Annotated in this window: 13 protein-coding genes; 9 read left to right on the top strand and 4 right to left on the bottom strand. The window is 32.3% G+C overall.

Features of this window, described 5'->3' with window-relative positions; translation table 11 throughout:
• The first annotated feature begins 283 nt into the window (after positions 1–283).
• Positions 284–4,207 carry a T9SS type A sorting domain-containing protein gene (locus PQF96_RS11870; protein WP_271766365.1) on the top strand — a complete coding sequence of 1,308 codons (3,924 nt, stop codon included), beginning with the start codon at positions 284–286 and terminating at the stop codon, positions 4,205–4,207.
• 73 nt (positions 4,208–4,280) lie between these two features.
• On the opposite strand, the gene PQF96_RS11865 is transcribed toward PQF96_RS11870, so the two are convergent.
• From PQF96_RS11865 to PQF96_RS11855, 3 genes are all read right to left on the bottom strand, one after another.
• Positions 4,281–5,078 carry a hypothetical protein gene (locus tag PQF96_RS11865; protein WP_271766363.1) on the bottom strand — a complete coding sequence of 266 codons (798 nt, stop codon included), beginning with the start codon at positions 5,076–5,078 and terminating at the stop codon, positions 4,281–4,283.
• Between the two features lie 127 nt (positions 5,079–5,205).
• Positions 5,206–5,898, bottom strand: a complete 693-nt coding sequence (locus PQF96_RS11860; protein ID WP_271766361.1) for an ArsR/SmtB family transcription factor — start codon at positions 5,896–5,898, stop codon at positions 5,206–5,208.
• A gap of 47 nt (positions 5,899–5,945) precedes the next feature.
• Complete coding sequence (locus tag PQF96_RS11855) at positions 5,946–6,416, bottom strand: DinB family protein (protein ID WP_109436926.1); 471 nt, start codon at positions 6,414–6,416, stop codon at positions 5,946–5,948.
• A gap of 620 nt (positions 6,417–7,036) precedes the next feature.
• Between PQF96_RS11855 and PQF96_RS11850 the strand changes: the two genes are divergently transcribed.
• The 3 genes from PQF96_RS11850 to PQF96_RS11840 all read left to right on the top strand — a co-directional run bounded on the left by PQF96_RS11850 (position 7,037) and on the right by PQF96_RS11840 (position 11,619).
• A complete protein-coding gene (locus PQF96_RS11850; protein WP_271766358.1) occupies positions 7,037–9,331 on the top strand; it encodes a starch-binding protein in 2,295 nt (764 codons plus the stop codon).
• Positions 9,332–9,469: 138 nt separating this feature from the next.
• Positions 9,470–10,264, top strand: a complete 795-nt coding sequence (locus PQF96_RS11845) for a sugar-binding protein (RefSeq protein WP_271766357.1) — start codon at positions 9,470–9,472, stop codon at positions 10,262–10,264.
• Between the two features lie 200 nt (positions 10,265–10,464).
• Entirely contained in the window at positions 10,465–11,619 is a 1,155-nt protein-coding gene (locus tag PQF96_RS11840; RefSeq protein ID WP_109436929.1) for an MFS transporter, read from the top strand.
• Between the two features lie 23 nt (positions 11,620–11,642).
• On the opposite strand, the gene PQF96_RS11835 is transcribed toward PQF96_RS11840, so the two are convergent.
• Positions 11,643–12,155, bottom strand: coding sequence for an RNA polymerase sigma factor (locus PQF96_RS11835; RefSeq protein ID WP_271767074.1), 513 nt, complete (start codon positions 12,153–12,155; stop codon positions 11,643–11,645).
• Positions 12,156–12,315: 160 nt separating this feature from the next.
• Between PQF96_RS11835 and PQF96_RS11830 the strand changes: the two genes are divergently transcribed.
• The 5 genes from PQF96_RS11830 to PQF96_RS11810 all read left to right on the top strand — a co-directional run bounded on the left by PQF96_RS11830 (position 12,316) and on the right by PQF96_RS11810 (position 21,024).
• On the top strand, positions 12,316–13,488 hold the full coding sequence (locus PQF96_RS11830; RefSeq protein ID WP_271766356.1) for a FecR family protein: 1,173 nt from the start codon (positions 12,316–12,318) through the stop codon (positions 13,486–13,488).
• 120 nt (positions 13,489–13,608) lie between these two features.
• A complete protein-coding gene (locus PQF96_RS11825) occupies positions 13,609–17,310 on the top strand; it encodes a SusC/RagA family TonB-linked outer membrane protein (protein WP_271766354.1) in 3,702 nt (1,233 codons plus the stop codon).
• 12 nt (positions 17,311–17,322) lie between these two features.
• Positions 17,323–18,804 carry a RagB/SusD family nutrient uptake outer membrane protein gene (locus PQF96_RS11820; protein ID WP_143917702.1) on the top strand — a complete coding sequence of 494 codons (1,482 nt, stop codon included), beginning with the start codon at positions 17,323–17,325 and terminating at the stop codon, positions 18,802–18,804.
• 26 nt (positions 18,805–18,830) lie between these two features.
• Positions 18,831–19,679 (top strand): zinc-binding metallopeptidase, encoded by an 849-nt coding sequence (locus PQF96_RS11815; protein ID WP_271766352.1) that lies wholly within the window; start codon positions 18,831–18,833, stop codon positions 19,677–19,679.
• A 13-nt stretch (positions 19,680–19,692) separates the two neighbouring features.
• Positions 19,693–21,024: a DUF4302 domain-containing protein gene (locus PQF96_RS11810; protein WP_271766350.1), complete on the top strand. Its 1,332-nt coding sequence runs from the start codon at positions 19,693–19,695 to the stop codon at positions 21,022–21,024.
• Positions 21,025–21,182 lie beyond the last annotated feature (158 nt).

Here is a 21,182-nt window from a genome sequence, read left to right as displayed (position 1 = left end):
AATGCTATACATTATATTTATTCATTAGCTTTTAAAAATCAAGTTTATATTAAACGAATTCTAATACAAACAAAACGAATACTAAAAGAGTCATTATTCTTATAAATGTACTAATTACATTTATACAATTAAAAATAAAATCGTAGAACCTATTTATATACCATTATCTAATGGTTTTTTTAAAACTTAGAATAACAAAAGCATGTTCTATTCGTTTGAAATAACAGTAGTCGACAAATCATTCTTTTCCCGATCACAAAACAAATCTTAACTCAACTATAACATGAAAACTCTTAAACCAATTTTCTGTGCTCTACTCTTTTTTTTAACACTACTAAAAAGTTATTCCCAAGAACACCCTTTCCTTATTGTTAAGGAGAACCAATATCCAGAAATACGAAAAAAAGCGGAATCGGGTCTTCTTGGTTCTATTAGAAGTATTGCATTTCAAAGATGGAATGGACCCGAAGGCAATACAACTTTAAACTATAACATTAGTGCATATATATTAGAAGCGAGCCCTTCTGCTAGAAAAAAATACAAAGATAAAATATATAGTATTTTAAAAAACAGAACGTTTGTAAAGCCCAATGGTCATGGAGCTTTAGTTAATGCTACTTTTACTCAGTTTTATTCCATTCTTGCATTGGACATTATTTACAATGACCTTACTACAAGTCAAAGAAATACTGCTGAAAAAAACATTAGAGATTATATAAACTATTTCAGAGCTGATGATAAAGGAGGAAGAAAATTAGCGCGATATGGTATAAACTTATTATTTGCGATATACGAAAATGATCAGCCTGAAATCAAAAAATGGAAAAAATTGTATGATGACTATCTCTTCGACAAATCCATTTTAAATGATGGTTCCTGGGGGCAATCTACAGGGTATATATTTGCTAGACTTCACGGTACGCGTATGTCAAAAACACACATAATAGACGTGATGGAATTTACGGGAATTGGCAACTACTACAACAACCCATTAATGCAAAAGGCTTTTGAATGGTCTCCTACATTTGCACTTACTCCTTTTGGAACATTCACTAAGTTTGGAGATACAGGTCTTAATGAAAGAAGGTTTGGTCACCAATCTAATGTTCATTATGCAGAGAAATACGGCCCTAAAGTTGCCAGCTTTTTCGAATGGCATAAAGGAAACGATGGTCCACTTACTTTCAACTCAACTAACTTTATGTTATTGTTTATGAGAAGTAATAATAGACCCAAACCTGTTATGCCAATCTCTTTACTCAAAGAGCAATCTGGAGCAGCACTTTGGGATAAAACAGACTCTAAAGAAGCATTACAAGGTATTCTTTATTGCCTTAAAAGAGATAACCCCACAATAGATAACATAACCCATGACTTAGAAGAATCAAATTCATTTAGTATCGTGGGATACGGACAACACTTGGTAATGAATTCTGGTGTAAGATATAACAATGCGAATGGATGCGGAGGAGGATATCCTGGACAAGCTCCTGATAGTGGAGGTTGGAACCGAGCTACGCTTCACAACACAGTGCTAATTGGCAATAAAAAACAACATGATCAAAGAGACGGAAATGGTTTAGTAGATGGACTTGTAGGAGGAAATATTGAATTTGGAACTACTGATGCCGGTCCAGCTATTAAGAATGGAACTCACAAAAGGACTATGCATTTAATACAACCAATCTCTGGTAAATCTAACGGATACTTTGTAATTCACGATGAAGTAAAGCCTAATGATTCTAAGGATCCTGTGAATATAAATTTTCAAGTAAACACCAAACGTAATGATACAAAAACTATTACCAAAAATGAAGAGTACTCAGCACCTGCTAATGCTTCTATTGTATTTAAAACCAAGGCAGATGGTGAAAGTGCTAATTTATTTTTTGCATCACAACCTTCGATATCTATAGTAAAATCCTATAAAGGAGAGTTCCCGAAAGGGAAATGTAATGAAATAAAAGTACCTGTAACAGATAATATTAGAGCGACTTATCAGGCTGCTTCTGATGGTTATGTAAGAGCTACCACGGTGATTTTCCCAGAAGATAAAACACATAAGAAACCTCCAATTTCTAAAATTTCAAATGCAAATTATAGTGGAGCAATTATTTCACATAGTACTAGTTTCAAAGACTATTACATTGGTGCAAATCAAAATAAATCTAATACCTACGGTATGATTTCTTTTAAAGCCAATACCACTTTTTTCAGAAAAGAATCCGGTAAGACTACTAAATTTTCTTCTACTAACGGAACTAGTTTTAGAGATACTGAAGGTGTAGATTATGGGTATCAAGCTTCTCAACAGGTAAGTATCGTATTAGAAAATAATTCTGGTAGTATCAATTCAAATTCAAATTCAAATGTTACTTTCTTCCGACAAGGTATCACTGGAGTAAAATTAAATGGAACCAACACTACTGTTATTTCTTCCGCTTTAAATTCTGTCACAGTAACCATACCAGCCGGAAGGCATACAATAGAATTAATCATTAATGGAACTCCTCCTGTGGTAGTAACAAGACCCCCAGCTAATTTATCTAACGGAAACTATTTTATTGAAACTCCAACCGGAGGTGCTAGAATTAAGAATACTAATGGCGCAAATATTTCTGTTACCACAGGTTCTGGAAATGACGTTAAATGGACTTTTACTAAAATTGATGGTAGCATTAATGATTATACATTAAAAAATGTACAAACAGGAAGATATTTAGAAGTACCATATGGTGCTTGCAATGCAGGAGACAATACTCAAAACCCTAATGTTAATTTAGGCACCTATACGCAAGTTGTGGCAAATCACTTAAGGTGGAATATTACTAAAGTAGGAAATGACTATTTCTTACAGCCATTACATTGCGAAAAAGTAGTGGATAGAAATAATGGAAAAAAGATGCACCTATGGCCTTATCAGGAAGGTAATAAAAATCAAAACTGGAAAATAGTTAGTGTTAACAAGCCACCAACACTATCTTTCTTAAGACCTACTGCAACTAATTTTACTGCAGGAGATAATCTTACTGTTGAAGCTAAGGCAGATGATGCAGATGGATCAATAAAGAAAGTAGACTTATATTTTGATGACAAATTTGTAAAAAAGAGCCCACAAGCCAATACTCATATTTGGTGGAGTAAATATGATCCATTAATGACCAATTTACAAGAAGGAAACCATATTTTAAAACTGGTAGCTACCGATAACTTAGGAGCTACCTCTGAAGCCACTATGACAATATCTGTTGGTTCAACTACAAGTTGTACCTGGAACATACAAGCTGGTAAAGCCAATGATATTGGAGCCAATAAATCACATGTATATGTTATTGGAACTAATGGCCATTTATACAAATCCAATGGAAATGGTGGATGGACCAATACCGATAATACTAAAAAGCTAAAACGTATTGATGTTGCTCCTAGTGGTGATGTATGGGCGATTGGAGAAGATAATAAACTATGGCAATATAAATATCCAAATGGTCCCTGGTTAGATAAAAATGGTACTGGTATTGATATTGGTGTAGCCAATAACGTTTTTTACATTCTTGGTCTGGACAATAGAATAAGAAAGTATGAAGGTGGTGGAAAATATACTACACTTCCTAGCGGAACCGGACAAAGAATTGATGTAGATGGTAACGGTACTCCCTGGATAGTTGGAATGAATAATGGACTCTATCAATGGAATGGAAGTGGCTGGAATAGAAAAGGATCACTTACAATCTTAGATATTGGCATAGACCCTAATGGAGATCAGGTGATCGTAACTAGTATGGATAAGAAAATATATCTATACACTGGTAATGGAGCATTTAAACAATTACCGGGCGGAGCTAGCCAGGTTACTGTAGATTCTGATAAAATTCCTTGGATAATAACAGATGATAATCATATCTATAAGAGAAGCTGTAGTATTAATGAAAGTATTCTTCTTGAAGCTGATAAAAATATTGGTAGTAACCATAAAATCACTATTTACCCCAATCCGGTCAAAGGCGATAATTTTACGATCAATCTTGGAGAATTTATTACTTCCAACATAAGAATATATGATGCACAAGGAAGAGAGGTCTATCAAACACAGACAGATAACAAAAGCATTCAAATAGATAGAAAAACACTAATAAACACAGGTTTGTATTTTATTAAAATTAAACAAAACAAATCCACTTTTGTAAAAAAGATATTGCTTAAATAAGCTTTTGATTATAGTAATCATTATCCCCTTTTGCCTTATTACAAAGGGGATAATGATTTAAACTAAAAGACATCTATCCTCTGCACCCTCTTATCACTCCAAATAAATAATCATCTGCAGCTTCAAAATACTCATCACCACATTCTCTATCAAAAGGATTTGTACTTCCTCCATTTACACGTCCGCAACGATCATGATCCAAACAATCTTTAGTCCATGCACTTGCTATTGTAAAAGTTCCCGGACATCCAGAACCGCATCTACCAATACAACGATCTCCATTAACCAATATGTTTTCATTTACATCACCACGATCATCATCATAATTTGCAGTAACAACAGTATTTTTTCTAATACAAGTAACTCCCTCATTTCTACTCTTTAAATCTGTCATAACATTTTTTGGAGATTTTACTTTTACTTTTGAGTATTTATAATTACTAGGAGATTTAGCCCAATATTCTAATAATCTTAATAATGTATACTCTGCCATTGTAAAATTATCAGCAGATTTATCCTTAAATAAAAAGAGAGAAATCTCTTCTCCCAGCATTAATAGAATTTCTTTTTGTTTATGAGTTAATACAACATCGTTTCCATCAAAATCTATAGTTTCATCACCATAAGCCACAGAAGCAGACAAGGTATTTTTATCGATAGTCACTTCTACATTAAAAGTAAGCTCTTCTTTAGACTCTACTTTATAGGAAATGATATGACCCTCGATATCTTTTTTTCCTGTAAACACGTTTTCATCTTGAATTTCTAATCCAATAGATTCTGGGGTTTGATTGTCATCTGACTTATCGCAACTGGTAAAAAACAGAGATAATGAAACAAATAACAAGACAAGTTTTAATTCATTTTTCATGATATAAATTATTTAAGTTAGTTTCACTAAAATAATTTATGCATGAATGAAGATCAAAACCTAAAGGTTATCAAATTATTATCCATTTGAAGGATGGACAACTGTTCAGAAAAAATTAAAAAAACACTTATAATTCTATATTCAATCTTGCTTTCAACTCTATTTCACCTTTTGCAGTAACAACAACCTCTCTTGAATCTTTCTTTCTTCTAATCCAATCATTATGTAACATGGTTGTTAGCAGAGAAGATCCCAGAGCACCTGCGAGATGATGTCTTCGTTCACTCCAATCCAAACATGGGTGAGCAAAAGAGCGTTTTTGTAGTTGTAAAGAATCGACATCAATACTCAAATCTTGAAACCATTTTTTTCCTATTCTGGTTACCCTATATATTTTTGCTTCAATCTCTAAGATTCCATTTTTCAGTAATGCATCTGTGACCTTAACACCTATTTCACCTGCCAAATGATCATAACAAGTTCTGGCATATGTAATGTCATTATGTTTTGGTTTTTTAGTTCTCTCGTATTTATCTTCCAAAGACACTAAACCTGCCATAGACTCAATTACTTGGGCTACTTCTGCGTTAGCATACCTATAGTATCTATGTCGTCCCTGTTTTTCAACCTGAAGTAAATTAGCCTCTATGAGTTTTTTTAAATGATTACTAGCAGATTGTGCAGAAATATCTGCGCAAATAGATAATTCCATTGCCGTATAAGCTCTTCCATCTAATAGACACCAAAGCATAACAGAACGAGATTTATCTCCTAACAAAGAAGCAATCTGAGTAAATTTGTATTCAAACTTTTCTATCATTACAAATACACTATTACAATACTATTTATAAAAAACATTTGATAATTTCAATCCCAAATCTTAGGTCGCTCAACTCCCAAGGTTCTTAAATAATCTAACATTTGACCCATATGCACCGCTTCATGAAATACGATTCGATTTAAATAATCTCCAAGTTTTTTACTTTGTCCAACCTCTGTTCTTTCTATTCTTATATTTTCAAGATCTAATTCGGTAAGGTTTTCTATCATATCAAGGAAACTGCTACGATATTGTTCGGCTATCTTAAGTTCATATTGTAAATCTATGTATTTTAATTCGCTCCAAGGTGATTCATAATCTCCTAAATTACCTCTATTCTTGATAATGGTATGAAATAAGTGTTCACATTCTAATACATGCCTTATCATTTCAATAATAGTAAAAGCTTCTTTATCTGGTTTCCAATTAAAATATTTTTCTGGAATCCCATTCCAAAGTTTAAGACTCCTTCTTCTTGTTTCAGAAAGATTTAGTAAAATAAGTGCTATCGAGTTCATAAAATTAATATTTGTAGCATACAAAAGTAGACACTTCATCTTTTTTTGTTTCATTCTAAAATGAAGTATCAAATCTTTATTTCACCATAACTTTCATGAGTTATTTTATAATTCTCACCATATAATTCTCAAAATATCATCAATTTATCAACACGAAAACGTTGTAGTAGATTTATCAATCTAAGAAATTGAATATTTCACAATAACTTAGTGAAAGTTTAACACAAGAAACACTTTTATTAATAAAAAACTACTAATTATGAAATCACCCTCTCCTCCAACGAAAAATCAGAATTTTTTTTGCGTTTTATCTAACATATAAAACCAACAAATAATACACCATTCTGATTCTTATCTTCTTTATGATAATGTATTTTTTTATACCGGTATAGTTTTTATTATTTATAGATAACATCAAAAGTTTTCTTTTCGAAATAAAACCCAATATACGTATGATTAGTTATTACCCTAACTATATCATTTTCTTAACTATAGATAAATATATACATAATTATTTCTGAAGATGATTAGATATTTTACTTGAAATACTTGCTGTATTTCGGGATAACACAAATTTTTTTAAACGCTAATTATTCTTAATTGAATTAAAAAATTGCAAAATGAAAATTAAAAATGTAAATCTTTTTCTATTAACTCTAGTTTTTTGTTTACCATTTCTAGGTATCCAAGCGCAAGATGAAGACGTATTATTTCAAGCATTTGACTGGAATGTACAGAACCAACCAGCAGGGCAAACCTGGTATGATGTTGTATCACAAAATAGAAATACTATCAACGATGCAGGCATTGACCTCATATGGATGCCACCTCCAAGTAACTCTGCAGCTCCTCAAGGATATTTACCCCGAGAATTAAACAACCTCAATAGTGCATATGGAACAGAGACACAATTAAAAAATCTAATTAATCAATATCATTCTTTAGATATTAAAGTAATAAGTGATATTGTAATCAATCATAGAGTTGGTACCAATGATGCGGTAACATTTACAAATCCAGCATGGCCAACATTTTATATCACTGCTGATGACGAAGGAAGAAATTTTGTTAATGGCCCTGTAGAGTTTAGTATCAATGGTGATTTCGTACCTGGATTTAGTCTTAAATCTGATGGTTCTAATGGTGCTTTTGCTGCAGCAAGAGATCTTGATCATAAAAATCCTGCAGTAAGAGCAGAAATCATTAAATGGATGAGATTCCTAAAAAATGATATCGGTTTTGATGGTTGGAGGTATGATTTTGTTCATGGATATGATCCTATTTATAACAAAGAATATAATGACGCTACAAATCCATATTTTGCAGTTGGAGAATTATTAGAAAGTAGTAGAGTACAGACAAATAATTTTGTGAATAGAACACAGCAATCCTCATCTGCCTTTGATTTTAATACCAAAGTAAGTTTACAAAATGCTATTAGAGATAATAACCTTTCTTATTTAAGGGATGGACAAGGAAAACCATCAGGAATGATTGGCATAAATCCATCAAAATCTGTAACATTTCTAGACAACCATGATACAGGGTTTGCTCAGCAGTGCTGTGGCTCTAATTATGTTTTTCCGGGAGGAGAAACTAATCTTAGAAAAGGATATGCATATATTTTAACCCATCCAGGTAATCCAATGGTATTCTGGACTCATTTTATAGATGGTGGTTCGGGAGTAAGAAATGCCATCAAAAACTTAATCTCTGCAAGAAAAAGTGTTCGAGTACATTCGGGATCTACTATAAATATAGCAGAGGCACGTGGTAATCTATATGCTGCATATATTGATGGAAAATCAGGAACACTAGCAATGAAACTAGGAAATGGAAACTGGTCTCCAAACGGCAGTGGTTGGACTCTTAAAACATCAGGTACAGATTATGCAGTGTGGACTAAAGGTGGTGATACCGGAGGTGGAGATACAGTCGCACCTTATACTGTTAATTTCTTTAAACCTAATGGTTGGAATAATACAGTAAATGCATATTTCTTTGATGCAGGAAATAACACTACTTTACCTGGAACCAGTGGATGGCCTGGACAACAAATGACCAATATATCAGGAACAAGCTGGTATTCATTTACAGTAACTCCTCCTTCTGGCGTTTCTGCTGCAAATCTAAGAGTGATCTTTAATGATGGAAATAACCAAACCGATGACTTATCAAGAAGTACCAATGGATGGTATAGAGGTAATACCTGGTCTAACAATTGTCCAAGTAATTGCTCTAGTAGTGGTTCTGGTGGAGGTTCATCATCCTCTGTAACACTTAACTTCCTAAAACCTGGTGATGGATGGGGAAATACTGCTAGAATTTATCTCTATAATAAGTCTAACAATCAAACTTTAACAGGTACACCGGGATGGCCCGGCCGATCAATGAGTAATATCAGTGGTACCTCATGGTCTAGTAATACATTTACTATTCCTAGCGGTGTTTCAACCAATGATATTGGAGTAGTATTTAATAATGGTAGTGGCCAACAAACAGTTGATTTAACAAGAGGAACAAATGGATGGTTTAGAGTTACCGGGAGTACAAACGGGAAAAGAAATGGAAACTGGTCTGCAAATTGTACAACCGACTGCCCCACAAGCAATGCAGCACAACTTCTAACAACAAACAAAACAGATTCTCTAGAAAATTTTAATAAAGCAACTATTTCTCCTAATCCTATTACAGATCAAACCAAATTATATGTAACAACCGAAAACCAAGGATTGCTACAAGTTACAGTTTCGAATATATTAGGACAAACAAAAACACTATATCATCAAGAAACCCAAGCAGGTAATCAAATTATTGATATTAAAAACGGTGTAACCGACCAACAAGGAATATATTTTTATACCATTTCTCTTGATAAAAATACAATTGGTCAAGTAAAAGCTATTAAACAATAATAAGCTAAAAAATTATATATTTTATTATAGCATTTATGCTATAAACAGACAAGCGGTTGTTACTTTTAATGAAGTAGCAACCGCTTTTTAAATTATGTTTATTATTTTTAGCTTTTATTACCACACTAAATTCTTACCATGAAAAAAATATTTTTTCTTTACCTTATCTTATCATTAGTAGCTTGTAAAAAAGAAACTACAGATAAAACCAATAATCAACTTGCTGTAACCGATCAAGAAGATACATCAAAAACGACAACTAAAAAAAATCATCAGATCAGAGAAGTAAAAAAAGCTACAATCGTTCCTAAATTAGATGGAAATATGGACGATCCCGTTTGGAAAGAAGTCATTTGGTATGGATTGGATCAAAAATGGTTAGGCGAAGACTATACTGTTGATGATTTTTTTGGACGCTATAAAATGGTCTGGACACCAGAAGCACTATATATTTTGGTCGAAATCAAAGACAATAAATTATACGATCAAAATAAAGATCCATTAACATTATGGTGGGATGATGATTGTGTAGAAATATTTATTGATGCTGACAATTCTGGAGGTAATCACCAATTTTCAAATAATGCTTTTGCATATCATGTTGCTCTCGATGGTAATGTAGTTGACTTAGGAAAAGATAAGAAACCGCTACTCTATAACAATCATGTAACTACCAAAAGAGTTACCAAAGGTGATGTTTCAGTTTGGGAATTTGAAATGATTGTCTATGATGATACTTATGAGGAAGGGAAAGTCAATGACCCTGTAATTTTAAAGAAAGATCAACAATTGGGATTTGCTATAGCCTATAATGATAATGATGGTAGTAAGGAACGAGAAAATTTTATTGGTTCGGTTTTTATCCCAGGTGAGGAAAAAAACTTAGGTTGGATTAATGCTGATGTATTTGGCACTATTCTGTTGGTGGAATAATTGTATAGGAATAGAAACCTCTTTTTAAGTCACATCAGCATGTACTTTAATTGAAAGTACATTTGTAATGTAAAACATATATTTTTACCCCAATTAATTAGTATTATTGGCTAAAATCTATTGATTTCTCTACTTATGAAAAGTAGAAATCTTTTATAAAAGCCTTTATTTCAATTTTATGTATTAAAACCTATGTTTTTTTGAAACCAAAATTTTACATACTCCCGGTTATTATAATTTCTCAATTTTTTTGCACCTCCTTATGGTTTGCCGGGAATGCTGTTATTGATGACCTTGCTACACAATTTAATGCAGAGTTTAATATTTTAGGATATCTTCTGTCTTTTGTACAATTTGGTTTTATAATAGGCACTCTTACTTTTGCTTTACTAACACTTGCAGATCGTTTTTCTCCATCTCGAATATTTATGATCTGTGCTTTTTTGGGAGGTTTGTCAAATCTATCATTATTGATACCTAATATTACAGTATTTAATTTATTGACTGCCAGATTTGGAACAGGTTTTTTTCTCGCAGGGATATACCCTATAGGTATGAAAATAGCCTCCGATTATTATAAGGATGGTTTGGGAAGAGCATTAGGATATATCGTTGGGGCATTAGTTCTCGGAACTGCATTTCCTCATTTAATCAATGAATTTTCTTGGAGCAGTGATTATAAGGCAGTTATTATAAGTACATCAATATTGGCTTTTACGGGAGGACTTTCAATGTGGTTTTTGGTTCCCGATGGCCCCTATAGAAAATTAGTTTCTAAACTTCAACTGGGTATAGTGACTCAACTTTTTGGAATTCCCAGTTTTAGAAAAGCTGCTTTTGGGTATTTTGGTCATATGTGGGAACTATATGCTTTTTGGGGGTTTATACCTATCATTCTTAAAACCTATAGTGATCTTCAATCAATCCAACTTCAAGTATCCTTTTGGTCATTTATAATTATAGGAATTGGAGCTATTTCTTGTATTCTTGGAGGACTTGTTTCTTTAAAAACCGGAAGCAGAAAAGTTGCTTATAATTCGCTATTGATATCAGGAGTATTTTGTATTGCCTCTCCCCTGCTTTTTAAATTACCTCCAGAGTTATTCTTAACTGCATTAAGCATTTGGAGTATGTTGGTCATTTCTGATTCTCCTCAGTTTTCTACAATGGTAGCAGCAGCTGCACCACCAGAACTAAAAGGCACAGGACTTACTATTACAAATTGTATTGGATTTGCAATTACTATATTAAGCATTCAACTATTATCCTTCTTAACAGGAAAAATAGACAATACCATGCTTTATCTATTTTTAAGCATAGGTCCAATTTTTGGGTTATATGCATTAAGAAAATAAGTTTAAAATTTTATAGCAAAATATTATAAAGCGTCTAATGCCTCTTTAATTCTAGACATCGCCTTTGACATTTGAGCTTCTACTGTTTTAACAGAAATACCTAGTTGCTCTGCTACTTCTTTATATTTAAAACCTTGTACTTTATTCAATACAAAGATTTCTTTGCATTTGGGTGGAAGTTTTTCTATTTCAATATTAACACAACGTATTCTATTATTAATAAAATCATTATCTTCTTCTATAAAAAAATCCAGAGCTTCTTTTTGTACTCGCTCTATATAATTCAGTTCTTTTTTATTTTTCTTATAGCTATCAATCAATTCATAGTAACAAGCTTTATACAAATAACTTTTAATAGAAGTATTAATATTTAGTTTTTCTTTATTCTTCCATATCTTAAGCATTACGTTCTGTACAATATCTTCAGCTTGCTGTTTATCTCTTGATAAACTAAAAACATAGGCACACAGCTCGTTATAGTACATTTCATATAAACGCCTATATACAAATTCGTTCCCTTTCCTAAGTTCTTCTATTTGAGTTTTGTTCTCTATAGCAATCCTTTTTTAACCCATTTTTAACCCCAATTCCGAAACAATTAACAAAAACTTTACATAAATAATAAAAAAAATAGTTCCAAGAGTAAGGGTTTTTTATTTTTTTGAAGTCTTAACTATAAATAAGCCAATAATTCGCATGAAAAATAATAAGGATTTGGATACAAATCAAATTATAAAATACTTAAATAATGAAATGACTGAGAGTGAAATCATAGAGCTCGAAACGTTATTAAAAGATGAAAAAAATCTTAATTTATTTAAGAAATATATTGTCACCGATCATTATATACAATTGAGTAAAAATGACTTTGATAGTCAAAAAGCTTCTTCACTATTCCAAAAACATATACAAAATACAAAATCTCTTACTAAAACTAACAAAAATAGAAACAATAATTATTTAAAATATGCCGCTGTCTTTATTGGTTTAATATTAGGGGGTACTTTTTTATATAATAAAAACATTTCTAATGAAAATGAGATCATTACCGAAGTAACATTACAACAAGGTGATGGAAGTATTGAGACCTTACAGGATAACGAATTGTTTAAGGAAATTAAAAATGAAGACGGAACCATATTAGCGTTCCAAGAAAAAAACAAAATCGTTTATAATAACGAAGGTAATAATGCTACTTCTGAAGAAAAAGTAGTGATAAACACATTAAGAGTTCCTTACGGAAAAAAAATCCAATTAGTTTTATCAGACGGCACCACTGTTCATGTTAATGCAGGTTCTACTTTAAAATTCCCTTCAAAATTCCTAAGTGGTCAAATACGTGAAGTAGATCTATCAGGAGAAGCCTATTTTGAAGTAGCCAGAAATGAAAAAGATCCTTTTATTGTTTCTACCAATGGCATTAGAACTGAAGTTCTGGGAACAAAGTTTAATGTTTCTTCTTATGCAGATGATTCTTTTTCTGAAGTTGTTTTAGTTGAAGGTAGTGTAGGAGTATTCAAGGACAAAAACAGATTTGATAAGAATACAGATAAGATCTTATCCCCAAATCAAAAAGCTAGTTTATCAAAAACAAGTCAAAGTTTAAACATCTCCAATGTTAAAACAGAAAATTATATCGCTTGGGTAGATGGGATATTATTATTCAAAAGTGAGAGTTTTGAAACTGTAATGAAAAAACTTGAAAGATTTTACGATAAAAAAATAACAATCAACTACCAAAATATTAAAACGGAAAAATTCACTGGTCGCTTTGATGTTGAGAATGTTGAAGATGTATTAAAGACTTTTAAAAGCAATACATTCTTCAATTATCGCATCAAAGGAAATGAAATAATTATTAACCCCTAAAAACAAAATATGGCAAGAAATCAACCATAAAAAATAAAAATCGAGAAATGCTGCAACACCTCTCGATTTTAGAGTAAGCTTAATTTAACAATGGTTCAATCATTAAATCATATTAAAAATATGAAAAAAATTAAACAGAACCGCAAAATTGGTGCGGTAAAATTAATATTTAATTTAAAAATGAGACTAACAGTTCTACTAATTATACTGTCTCTCTTTAGAATAAATGCAAATACATATTCTCAAAACACTAAGATTAGCTTGGATGTAAAAAATTTCACAATTGAGAATGTATTTGATTTGATACAACAAAAAACAGAATTTAAAGTATTTTTTAAAGACGCAGAAGTAAATACCAAACGTAAGATATCTCTTAAAGTATCTAACAAAAGAGTAGAATACATTTTGGATAAAATCTTTAAAAACACTGATGTATCTTACAAAATAATTGATAAACAAATTGTATTAATAAAAAAACTAATTAATACGAATAATGTTCCTAAAAAACCACAAATTGCCTTTGTTAAACCGCAAAAAGGTTTTGAAATTAGTGGGCAAGTAGTTGATTCTGATGGGCTACCCGTTCCTGGAACTACGATATCTATTGAAGGTACTACAAGAGGAGTGGTTGCTGATTTTGACGGAAATTTCACAATTAGTGTTTCTGTTGCAGATGTGTTAAAAATCGAAAGTTTAGGTTTCGAAAATCAAACAATCGCAATTACCGATAAAAATAAAACGACTTATAATATTGTACTATCTAAAGGAGTAGAAGGACTTGAAGAAATTGTAATCACAGGATACCAAAATATTAGAAAAAAATTCTTTACTGGTGCTTCACAATCATTAAAAGCAGAAGAAATCAAACTTGAAGGTGTTCCTGATATTTCTAGATCATTAGAAGGAAGAGCTGCCGGTGTATCAATACAAAATGTAACAGGTACTTTTGGTGCTACTCCAAGGATAACCATACGAGGGTCTTCTTCTATCTTAGGGGATACAAAACCAATCTGGATTATTGACGGTGCTATACAAGAGGAAATCGTAAATGTATCTTTAAACGATTTAGTATCTGGAGATTCTAGTACATTATTAAGTTCTGCAGTAGCTGGATTAAATGGATCAGACATTGCAAGTATAGAAATATTAAAAGATGCTTCTGCAACAGCACTTTATGGTGCACGAGCGCTAAATGGTGTTGTTGTAATAACTACAAAATCTGGTAAAAGAAATCAAAAAACAAAGGTTAGCTATTCTGCAGAATATGCAGTAAGAGCGAGACCAACTTACGGTCAGTATGATTTACTTAATTCTCAAGAGACTGTTTCTATTTATAGAGAATTAGAATCAAAAGGTTTTTTAAATCTAGCATCCAGCTTGCAAGGTAGATTTGGAGGTATTTATAATCAAATGTATAGAGCAATTAATACATTTAACCCTGAAACAAATTCTTTTGCCCTTACTAATACTCCAGAAGCAAGAGCTAGATTCTTACAACAATATGAATTAGCAAATACGGATTGGTTTAAAACACTTTTTAGAGAAAACTTAACACAAAATCATTCTATAAGTTTCTCTGGTGGTGGTGAAAGCTCATCTCATTATTCATCTATTGGTTACTTTACTGATCCTGGACTTACTATAGCAGATCGTGTACGAAGGCTTACTGGGAATATTAGAAACACATATTATCTGGGAGAAAAATATAAAGTAACTACTCTTATTCAAGGATCATATAGAGATCAAAATGCACCAGGTGCATTTGATAGATTATCCGATGTAGTAAATGGAGGATTTGACAGGGACTTTGACATTAACCCTTTTAGTTATGCACTTAATACTAGTCGTGCGCTTAGACCAAGAGACAACCAAGGTAATCTTGAGTTTTTTAGATATAACTGGGCTCCATTTAACATCTTAAATGAGATTGAGAATAACACCACAGAATTAACCGTACTTGATTTAAAGATTCAAGGTGAGTTTGAAGCAAAAATTAATGAGAAATTAAAATATAATTTCCTTGGTACTGCAAGATATGCTACTGCTGCAAATGAACATAAAGCTACAGAAAACTCTAACGTTGCGGCTGCTTACAGAGCTAACGAAACAACTATTGTAGAAGATCAAAATACCTTCTTATTTCAAGATCCTGACAGGCCTAACTCCAGACCACAAGTGGTACTTCCTTTTGGTGGTATATACACCAGAAGAGATAATAAAATTATCACTTACAATTTCAGAAACACATTAGATTTCAATACTAATATTAGCGAAAAAAGTGATATTAGAGTATACTTAGGTCAAGAATTTAGGTTTACTAATAGAGAAGAAAGTATTAGTAGAGGATTTGGTTATCAATTTGATAAAGGTGGAGTTCCTTTCACAGATCCAGATATAATTGATAAGATTATATTAGATGGTGGTGATTATTTTGGTTTAGAACAAACCAGAGAACGTGGAGCTACTTTCTTTGCTACTGCTACCTATGCATTTGATGAAAAATACATCCTAAATGTAACAGGAAACTACGAAGGTTCTAACAGAGCTGGTAAATCTTCTAGCGCAAGATGGTTACCTACCTATAATGTAGGTGCTAAATGGAACATTGATCAAGAACAATTCATTCAGGATATTGATTGGATATCAAAATTAGCTATCCGTCCTAGTTATGGACTTGTTGGTTTACTTGCTGATAATGTAAGTAATAATTTACCCGTTTTTAGAAATGTAGTTACAGATCGATTAAATCCTAATACACGAGAAAATGCAATTAATATTGCTGCATTACAAAACACAGAATTAACCTGGGAAAAGACTTTTGAACTTAACCTTGGATTAGATGCTGGTTTTTTTGACAATAGAATTTCTCTTGTAGCTGATGTGTATTTTAGAAAAGGTGAAGATTTAATTGATGAAATCAGAACTTCTGGTATTGGTGGACAATCAATTAAATTGGCTAACAATGCATCTATGAATACAAATGGAGTAGAATTTCAATTAAACACACAAAATATAGTTACTCCTAACTTTAAATGGGGTACAACTATTAATGTTGCTTATTTTGATCAGGAAATTACTGAGTTACAACAAAGACCTAATGTTTTTGATTTGGTATCATCTACAGGAGGTAACGCAGTTGGTTTTCCTAGAGGGTCATTATTTTCTTTTCAATTTGATAAGTTAGACGAAAGAGGATTACCAACTTATGTTTTTAGTGATGATAGAGATCCTATTTCTGGAGTTGACTTCCAGGAGGTAGAAGACATACAAGATTATCTTAAGTTTGAGGGATCTGTAGAGCCTAATTTAACTGGTGGATTTGCTAACAACTTTACCTATAAGAATTGGGATCTTAGTTTCTTCGTAACTTTTTCTGCCGGAAATAAAATTCGATTAGACCCTTATTACACTTCTACATATAGTGATTTGTCCGTTTTCCCTACAGAGTTTAGAAACAGATGGTTATTCCCTGGAGACGAAAACACAACTAACATTCCTGTGATCCCTTCACGAAGGTTAATTAACGAAGTAGGAACCAATGAAATTGCCCGAGCATATAACGCATATAACTTCTCTACAGAGAGAATTGCTGATGGTGATTTTATTAGAATGAAGAATATTTCTTTATCCTATACTTTCCCAAAAAAGACAATTGATGCAATAGGGTTAAACAACCTTAAGATGACATTTCAGTCAACAAACCCTTTCTTAATATATTCTGACGATAACCTTAACGGACAAGATCCAGAATTTTTCAGAGCAGGTGGTGTTGCTTACCCAATTGCTAAACAATATACTGTATCACTAAATCTTGGATTTTAAAAAGAAATGATTATGAAAAAAACACTTAAATTAGTTGGTATAAGTTTATTAAGTATTTTAATATTCTCTTGTGAAGATTCATTAGACGAAATACCAGATAATAGAACACAGATAGATACTGCAGAGAAAATTGGTGAATTACTTACACTAGCCTATCCTGCCGCAACTTATGCAACTTTTTTGGAGCCAAGAACTGATAATGCAGAAGATAAAGGACCTACCGCCGATGAAATTAGAGTAAATACAGAAATGTTTTTCTGGAGAGATGTAAATGATGTAGATATTGACTTTCCAACTAATTATTGGAACGAAGCTTATGAAGCCATTGCGCAGGCAAATCAAGCATTAGCTTCAATAGAAGAATTGGGTGGTGGTAGTGAACTTAACTCTCTAAAAGGTGAAGCTTTAATGGCAAGAGCATATGCTCACTTTATGTTGGTGAATATTTGGTCAAAAACTTATGACCCAACTACTGCGGCTAGTGACCTTGGGATTCCTTATGTTACAGAGCCAGAAGATATAGTGATCAAAGATTACACTAGAGGTACTGTACAAGAAGTCTATGAAAAAATAGAAGCTGATATTATAGCAGGATTACCTCTTGTAACAAATGATTACGACATCCCAAAATTTCATTTTAATAAAGATGCCGCTAATGCCTTTGCTTCAAGATTTTATCTATTCAAAGGAGATTGGGAAAAAGTAATACAATATAGTAATAACGTTCTTGGAGATGCTCCAGCAACCCTTTTAAGAGATTGGAATGGTGCTTATGATGCCTTTACTTTTAGTGAAATTGGTAATGAATACTCTTCAACTACTGATGTTTCAAATTTATTAATTGTATCATCTAACTCTGTATATTTCAGATCTTATGCTAGTGCTCGATACCAATTATCAGCCAGCTTGGCTACTAGTCTTTTCTTTAACAGAACTGAGATTAATAATAAAAGATGGGCGTACCCTGTATTTGGTAATGATTTAGTTTTTAATATCCCTAAATACGTAGAATATTTTAGAACTACCAATGCAGCCGCAGGTATTGGAATTCCTTTTATTAATTCTGTGCTTTTAAGTACAGATGAAGTATTATTAAACAGAGCAGAGGCATACGCTATGTTAGGTCAAACAGATATGGCAGTAATGGACATCAATTCTTTCTTGTCCAAAAAAGTGGATGGATATGATGCTGCAACCGATGTACTAACTATTGATCAAATCAATACTATTTATACTGTTGTCGAAGGTATATACACTCCATTTTATACCATTGAAGCAGACAAATTAGGGTTGATTCATGCATTAGCAGAATTTAGAAGAAGAGAGTTTCATAATGAAGGATTACGTTGGTTTGATATCAGAAGACATAATCTTGAGATTATCCACGAGGATGTTAATGAAAACGAAAGTACACTAAGTAAAACTGATAACAGAAAACAATTACAGATACCTGCAGATGCACTTAGCTTTGGTTTACAGCCAAATCCTAGATAATACTAAATAATTTAAGAACAATAAGTATGAAAGACATAATTAAATATATAACTATAGTTGCCAGCTTATTAGTTATGATAAGCTGCGACAAAGGAGAAAGTGTTGGACCATCTCAAATCAATACTGAAACTCCTGCTTTATCAGAGCTTGACATATGGATAAGAAACAATTTTATCGGGCCTTATAATATAGATATTCAATATAAATGGAACGAAAATGAAGTAGATTTAAATCGATTCTTATATCCTCCAACAGAAGAAAATGTTCAGCCTCTGTTAGAGGTAGTTCAAGCAGTATGGATAGAGCCATATACTCAATTAGGAGGAGAGAATTTTATTAGAAATATCGCTCCAAGACAGTTTACATTAGTCGGTGGTTTTAATTTCAACCAAACTGGAACCATTACTTTGGGTATTGCAGAAGCTGGAACTAAAATCACACTTTTTAATGTTGATCAATTGGATTTATCTGATCTTACATTAACAAGAAGGTATTTCCAAACGATACAGCATGAATATGCCCATATCTTAAATCAAACTAGACCATATAATCCAGATTACGGCAATGTAAACCCTGAAGATTATACTGCTCAATGGTTTAATAGATCTGATGCTGAAGCCAGAGAGTTAGGATACATCACTGCCTATGCTTCGAGTGAAGAAGCTGAGGATTTTGCTGAAATGGTAGCTACTATGTTAACTACTTCTAAAACAGAGTTTGATGCCATTGTTGATCTTATTGCAAGTGATGATGCTAAAGCTTTTATTCGAACCAAAGAACAATTTGTTGCTCAATATTTCACCGATGAATTTGGCATCGACATTTATGAATTACAAGAGCTGGTAAATCAAAATACTTTGGATATTATAAATTAATAAAATAAAAGAAATGATTATAAAAGCATTAAAAAAAATATGGTTTTTATCCTTACTACTGGTTTTTTTCTCATGTAGTAATGATGATAACGAGGAGTTATTTAACGAGACTCCAAGTACTAGAATAGACCAAAGAATTAGTGAGTTGCAAAATTTACTATTAGCTTCTCCTGATGGGTATAGAGCTATTTACTTTACAAAAGATGATGAATATGGTGGATTTACTTTTTACATGAAGTTTAATAGTGATGGTACCGTAGAAATGACATCAGATGTAGATAGTGAAACGGCTATTACCTCTAGCAGATATGAAGTAAAAATGGGAACAACTACTGAGCTATTGTTTTCTACTCGTAATCATATTCATAAAGTATCGGATAGTAATATCCCGGGACTTATAGGATCTGGGTATGAAGGGAATTCTAATTTTATGTATATTAAAAACGAAGGCGGAAATATTACCTTTATAGAACCAAGAAACGAAGCTACTATAGTTTTTGAACCAGTTAATGCAGGAGACTGGGCTAATGTAAACACCTCTCTAGCAAGAAGGTCAAGCCTTTTACCTAGTGTTACCTCTTCGGTTTTTCAGGCATTAACCATCGAAGATACTTCGGGTAATAAGACATTTTATACATTTGAATATGACCCTTTACGCCTTTTTGCTAATTCGGTAAATCAAGCAGCAGATGGTACTATTTCTGAAATTTCATATGGTATTGCCTATACTCCTGATGGTCTTGTAGTAAGTCCTTCAATACAAGTTGGTGATAACGCTTATGAAAACTTTACTTTTGATGAAATGTCTAAATCATATATTTCTGATATAGGAGGAAATAAAGCTAGTATCGGCTTTCTTGATGAACCAACCTTTATTAGTAATGATTTTCAAGATCTTGGAAATGACTTTGATTCATTCTTATATGCTCCGGCAGATGGAACTAGTCCTTTAACATCTCTTGGATTTGATGCCTTAGTAGAAGAATTAAATACTAATATGACTCCATTTGGATTAACATTTAATTTATTTGCTGTTTTTATTACTGTGGACGGAGATAGTACTTTATTAATTCGATTTGTAGACGGGACTGGAGCAGCCTTGGATCTGAGGTATACATTGAAGACCAGTATTAAAGACAAAAAAATCTTTTTTGAAGATGTTACTCCCAATGATGGAAATTCTGCATTCTTAGCAACTCAAATGGAACCTTTAACGAATTTCTGGGCAAGTACAGAAGGTCTTTACTATAATAATACAGGTAATTATTTCCAGTTTATTGATCAATCTGGAACATTTACTAGTGCTCAAAATCCAGCATTAAGGATTTATGGTCTATGGTTCTAAATTAAATTTTAACACCCCAGTTGTAGAAAGAATCTCATTTTACAATAATCTATTGACCCCCCAGCAATAGCCTTTCTAACTCAACTTCGAAAACCCAGAATGTAATGTTCTGGGTTTTTTGATTTCTACAATTTCCAATAAAACGTAAGTTCAACACC

This window comes from Aquimarina algiphila (assembly GCF_947494415.1).
Classification (GTDB): Bacteria; Bacteroidota; Bacteroidia; order Flavobacteriales; family Flavobacteriaceae; genus Aquimarina; species Aquimarina algiphila.
This window is presented reverse-complemented; position numbering and strand designations above follow the sequence as displayed.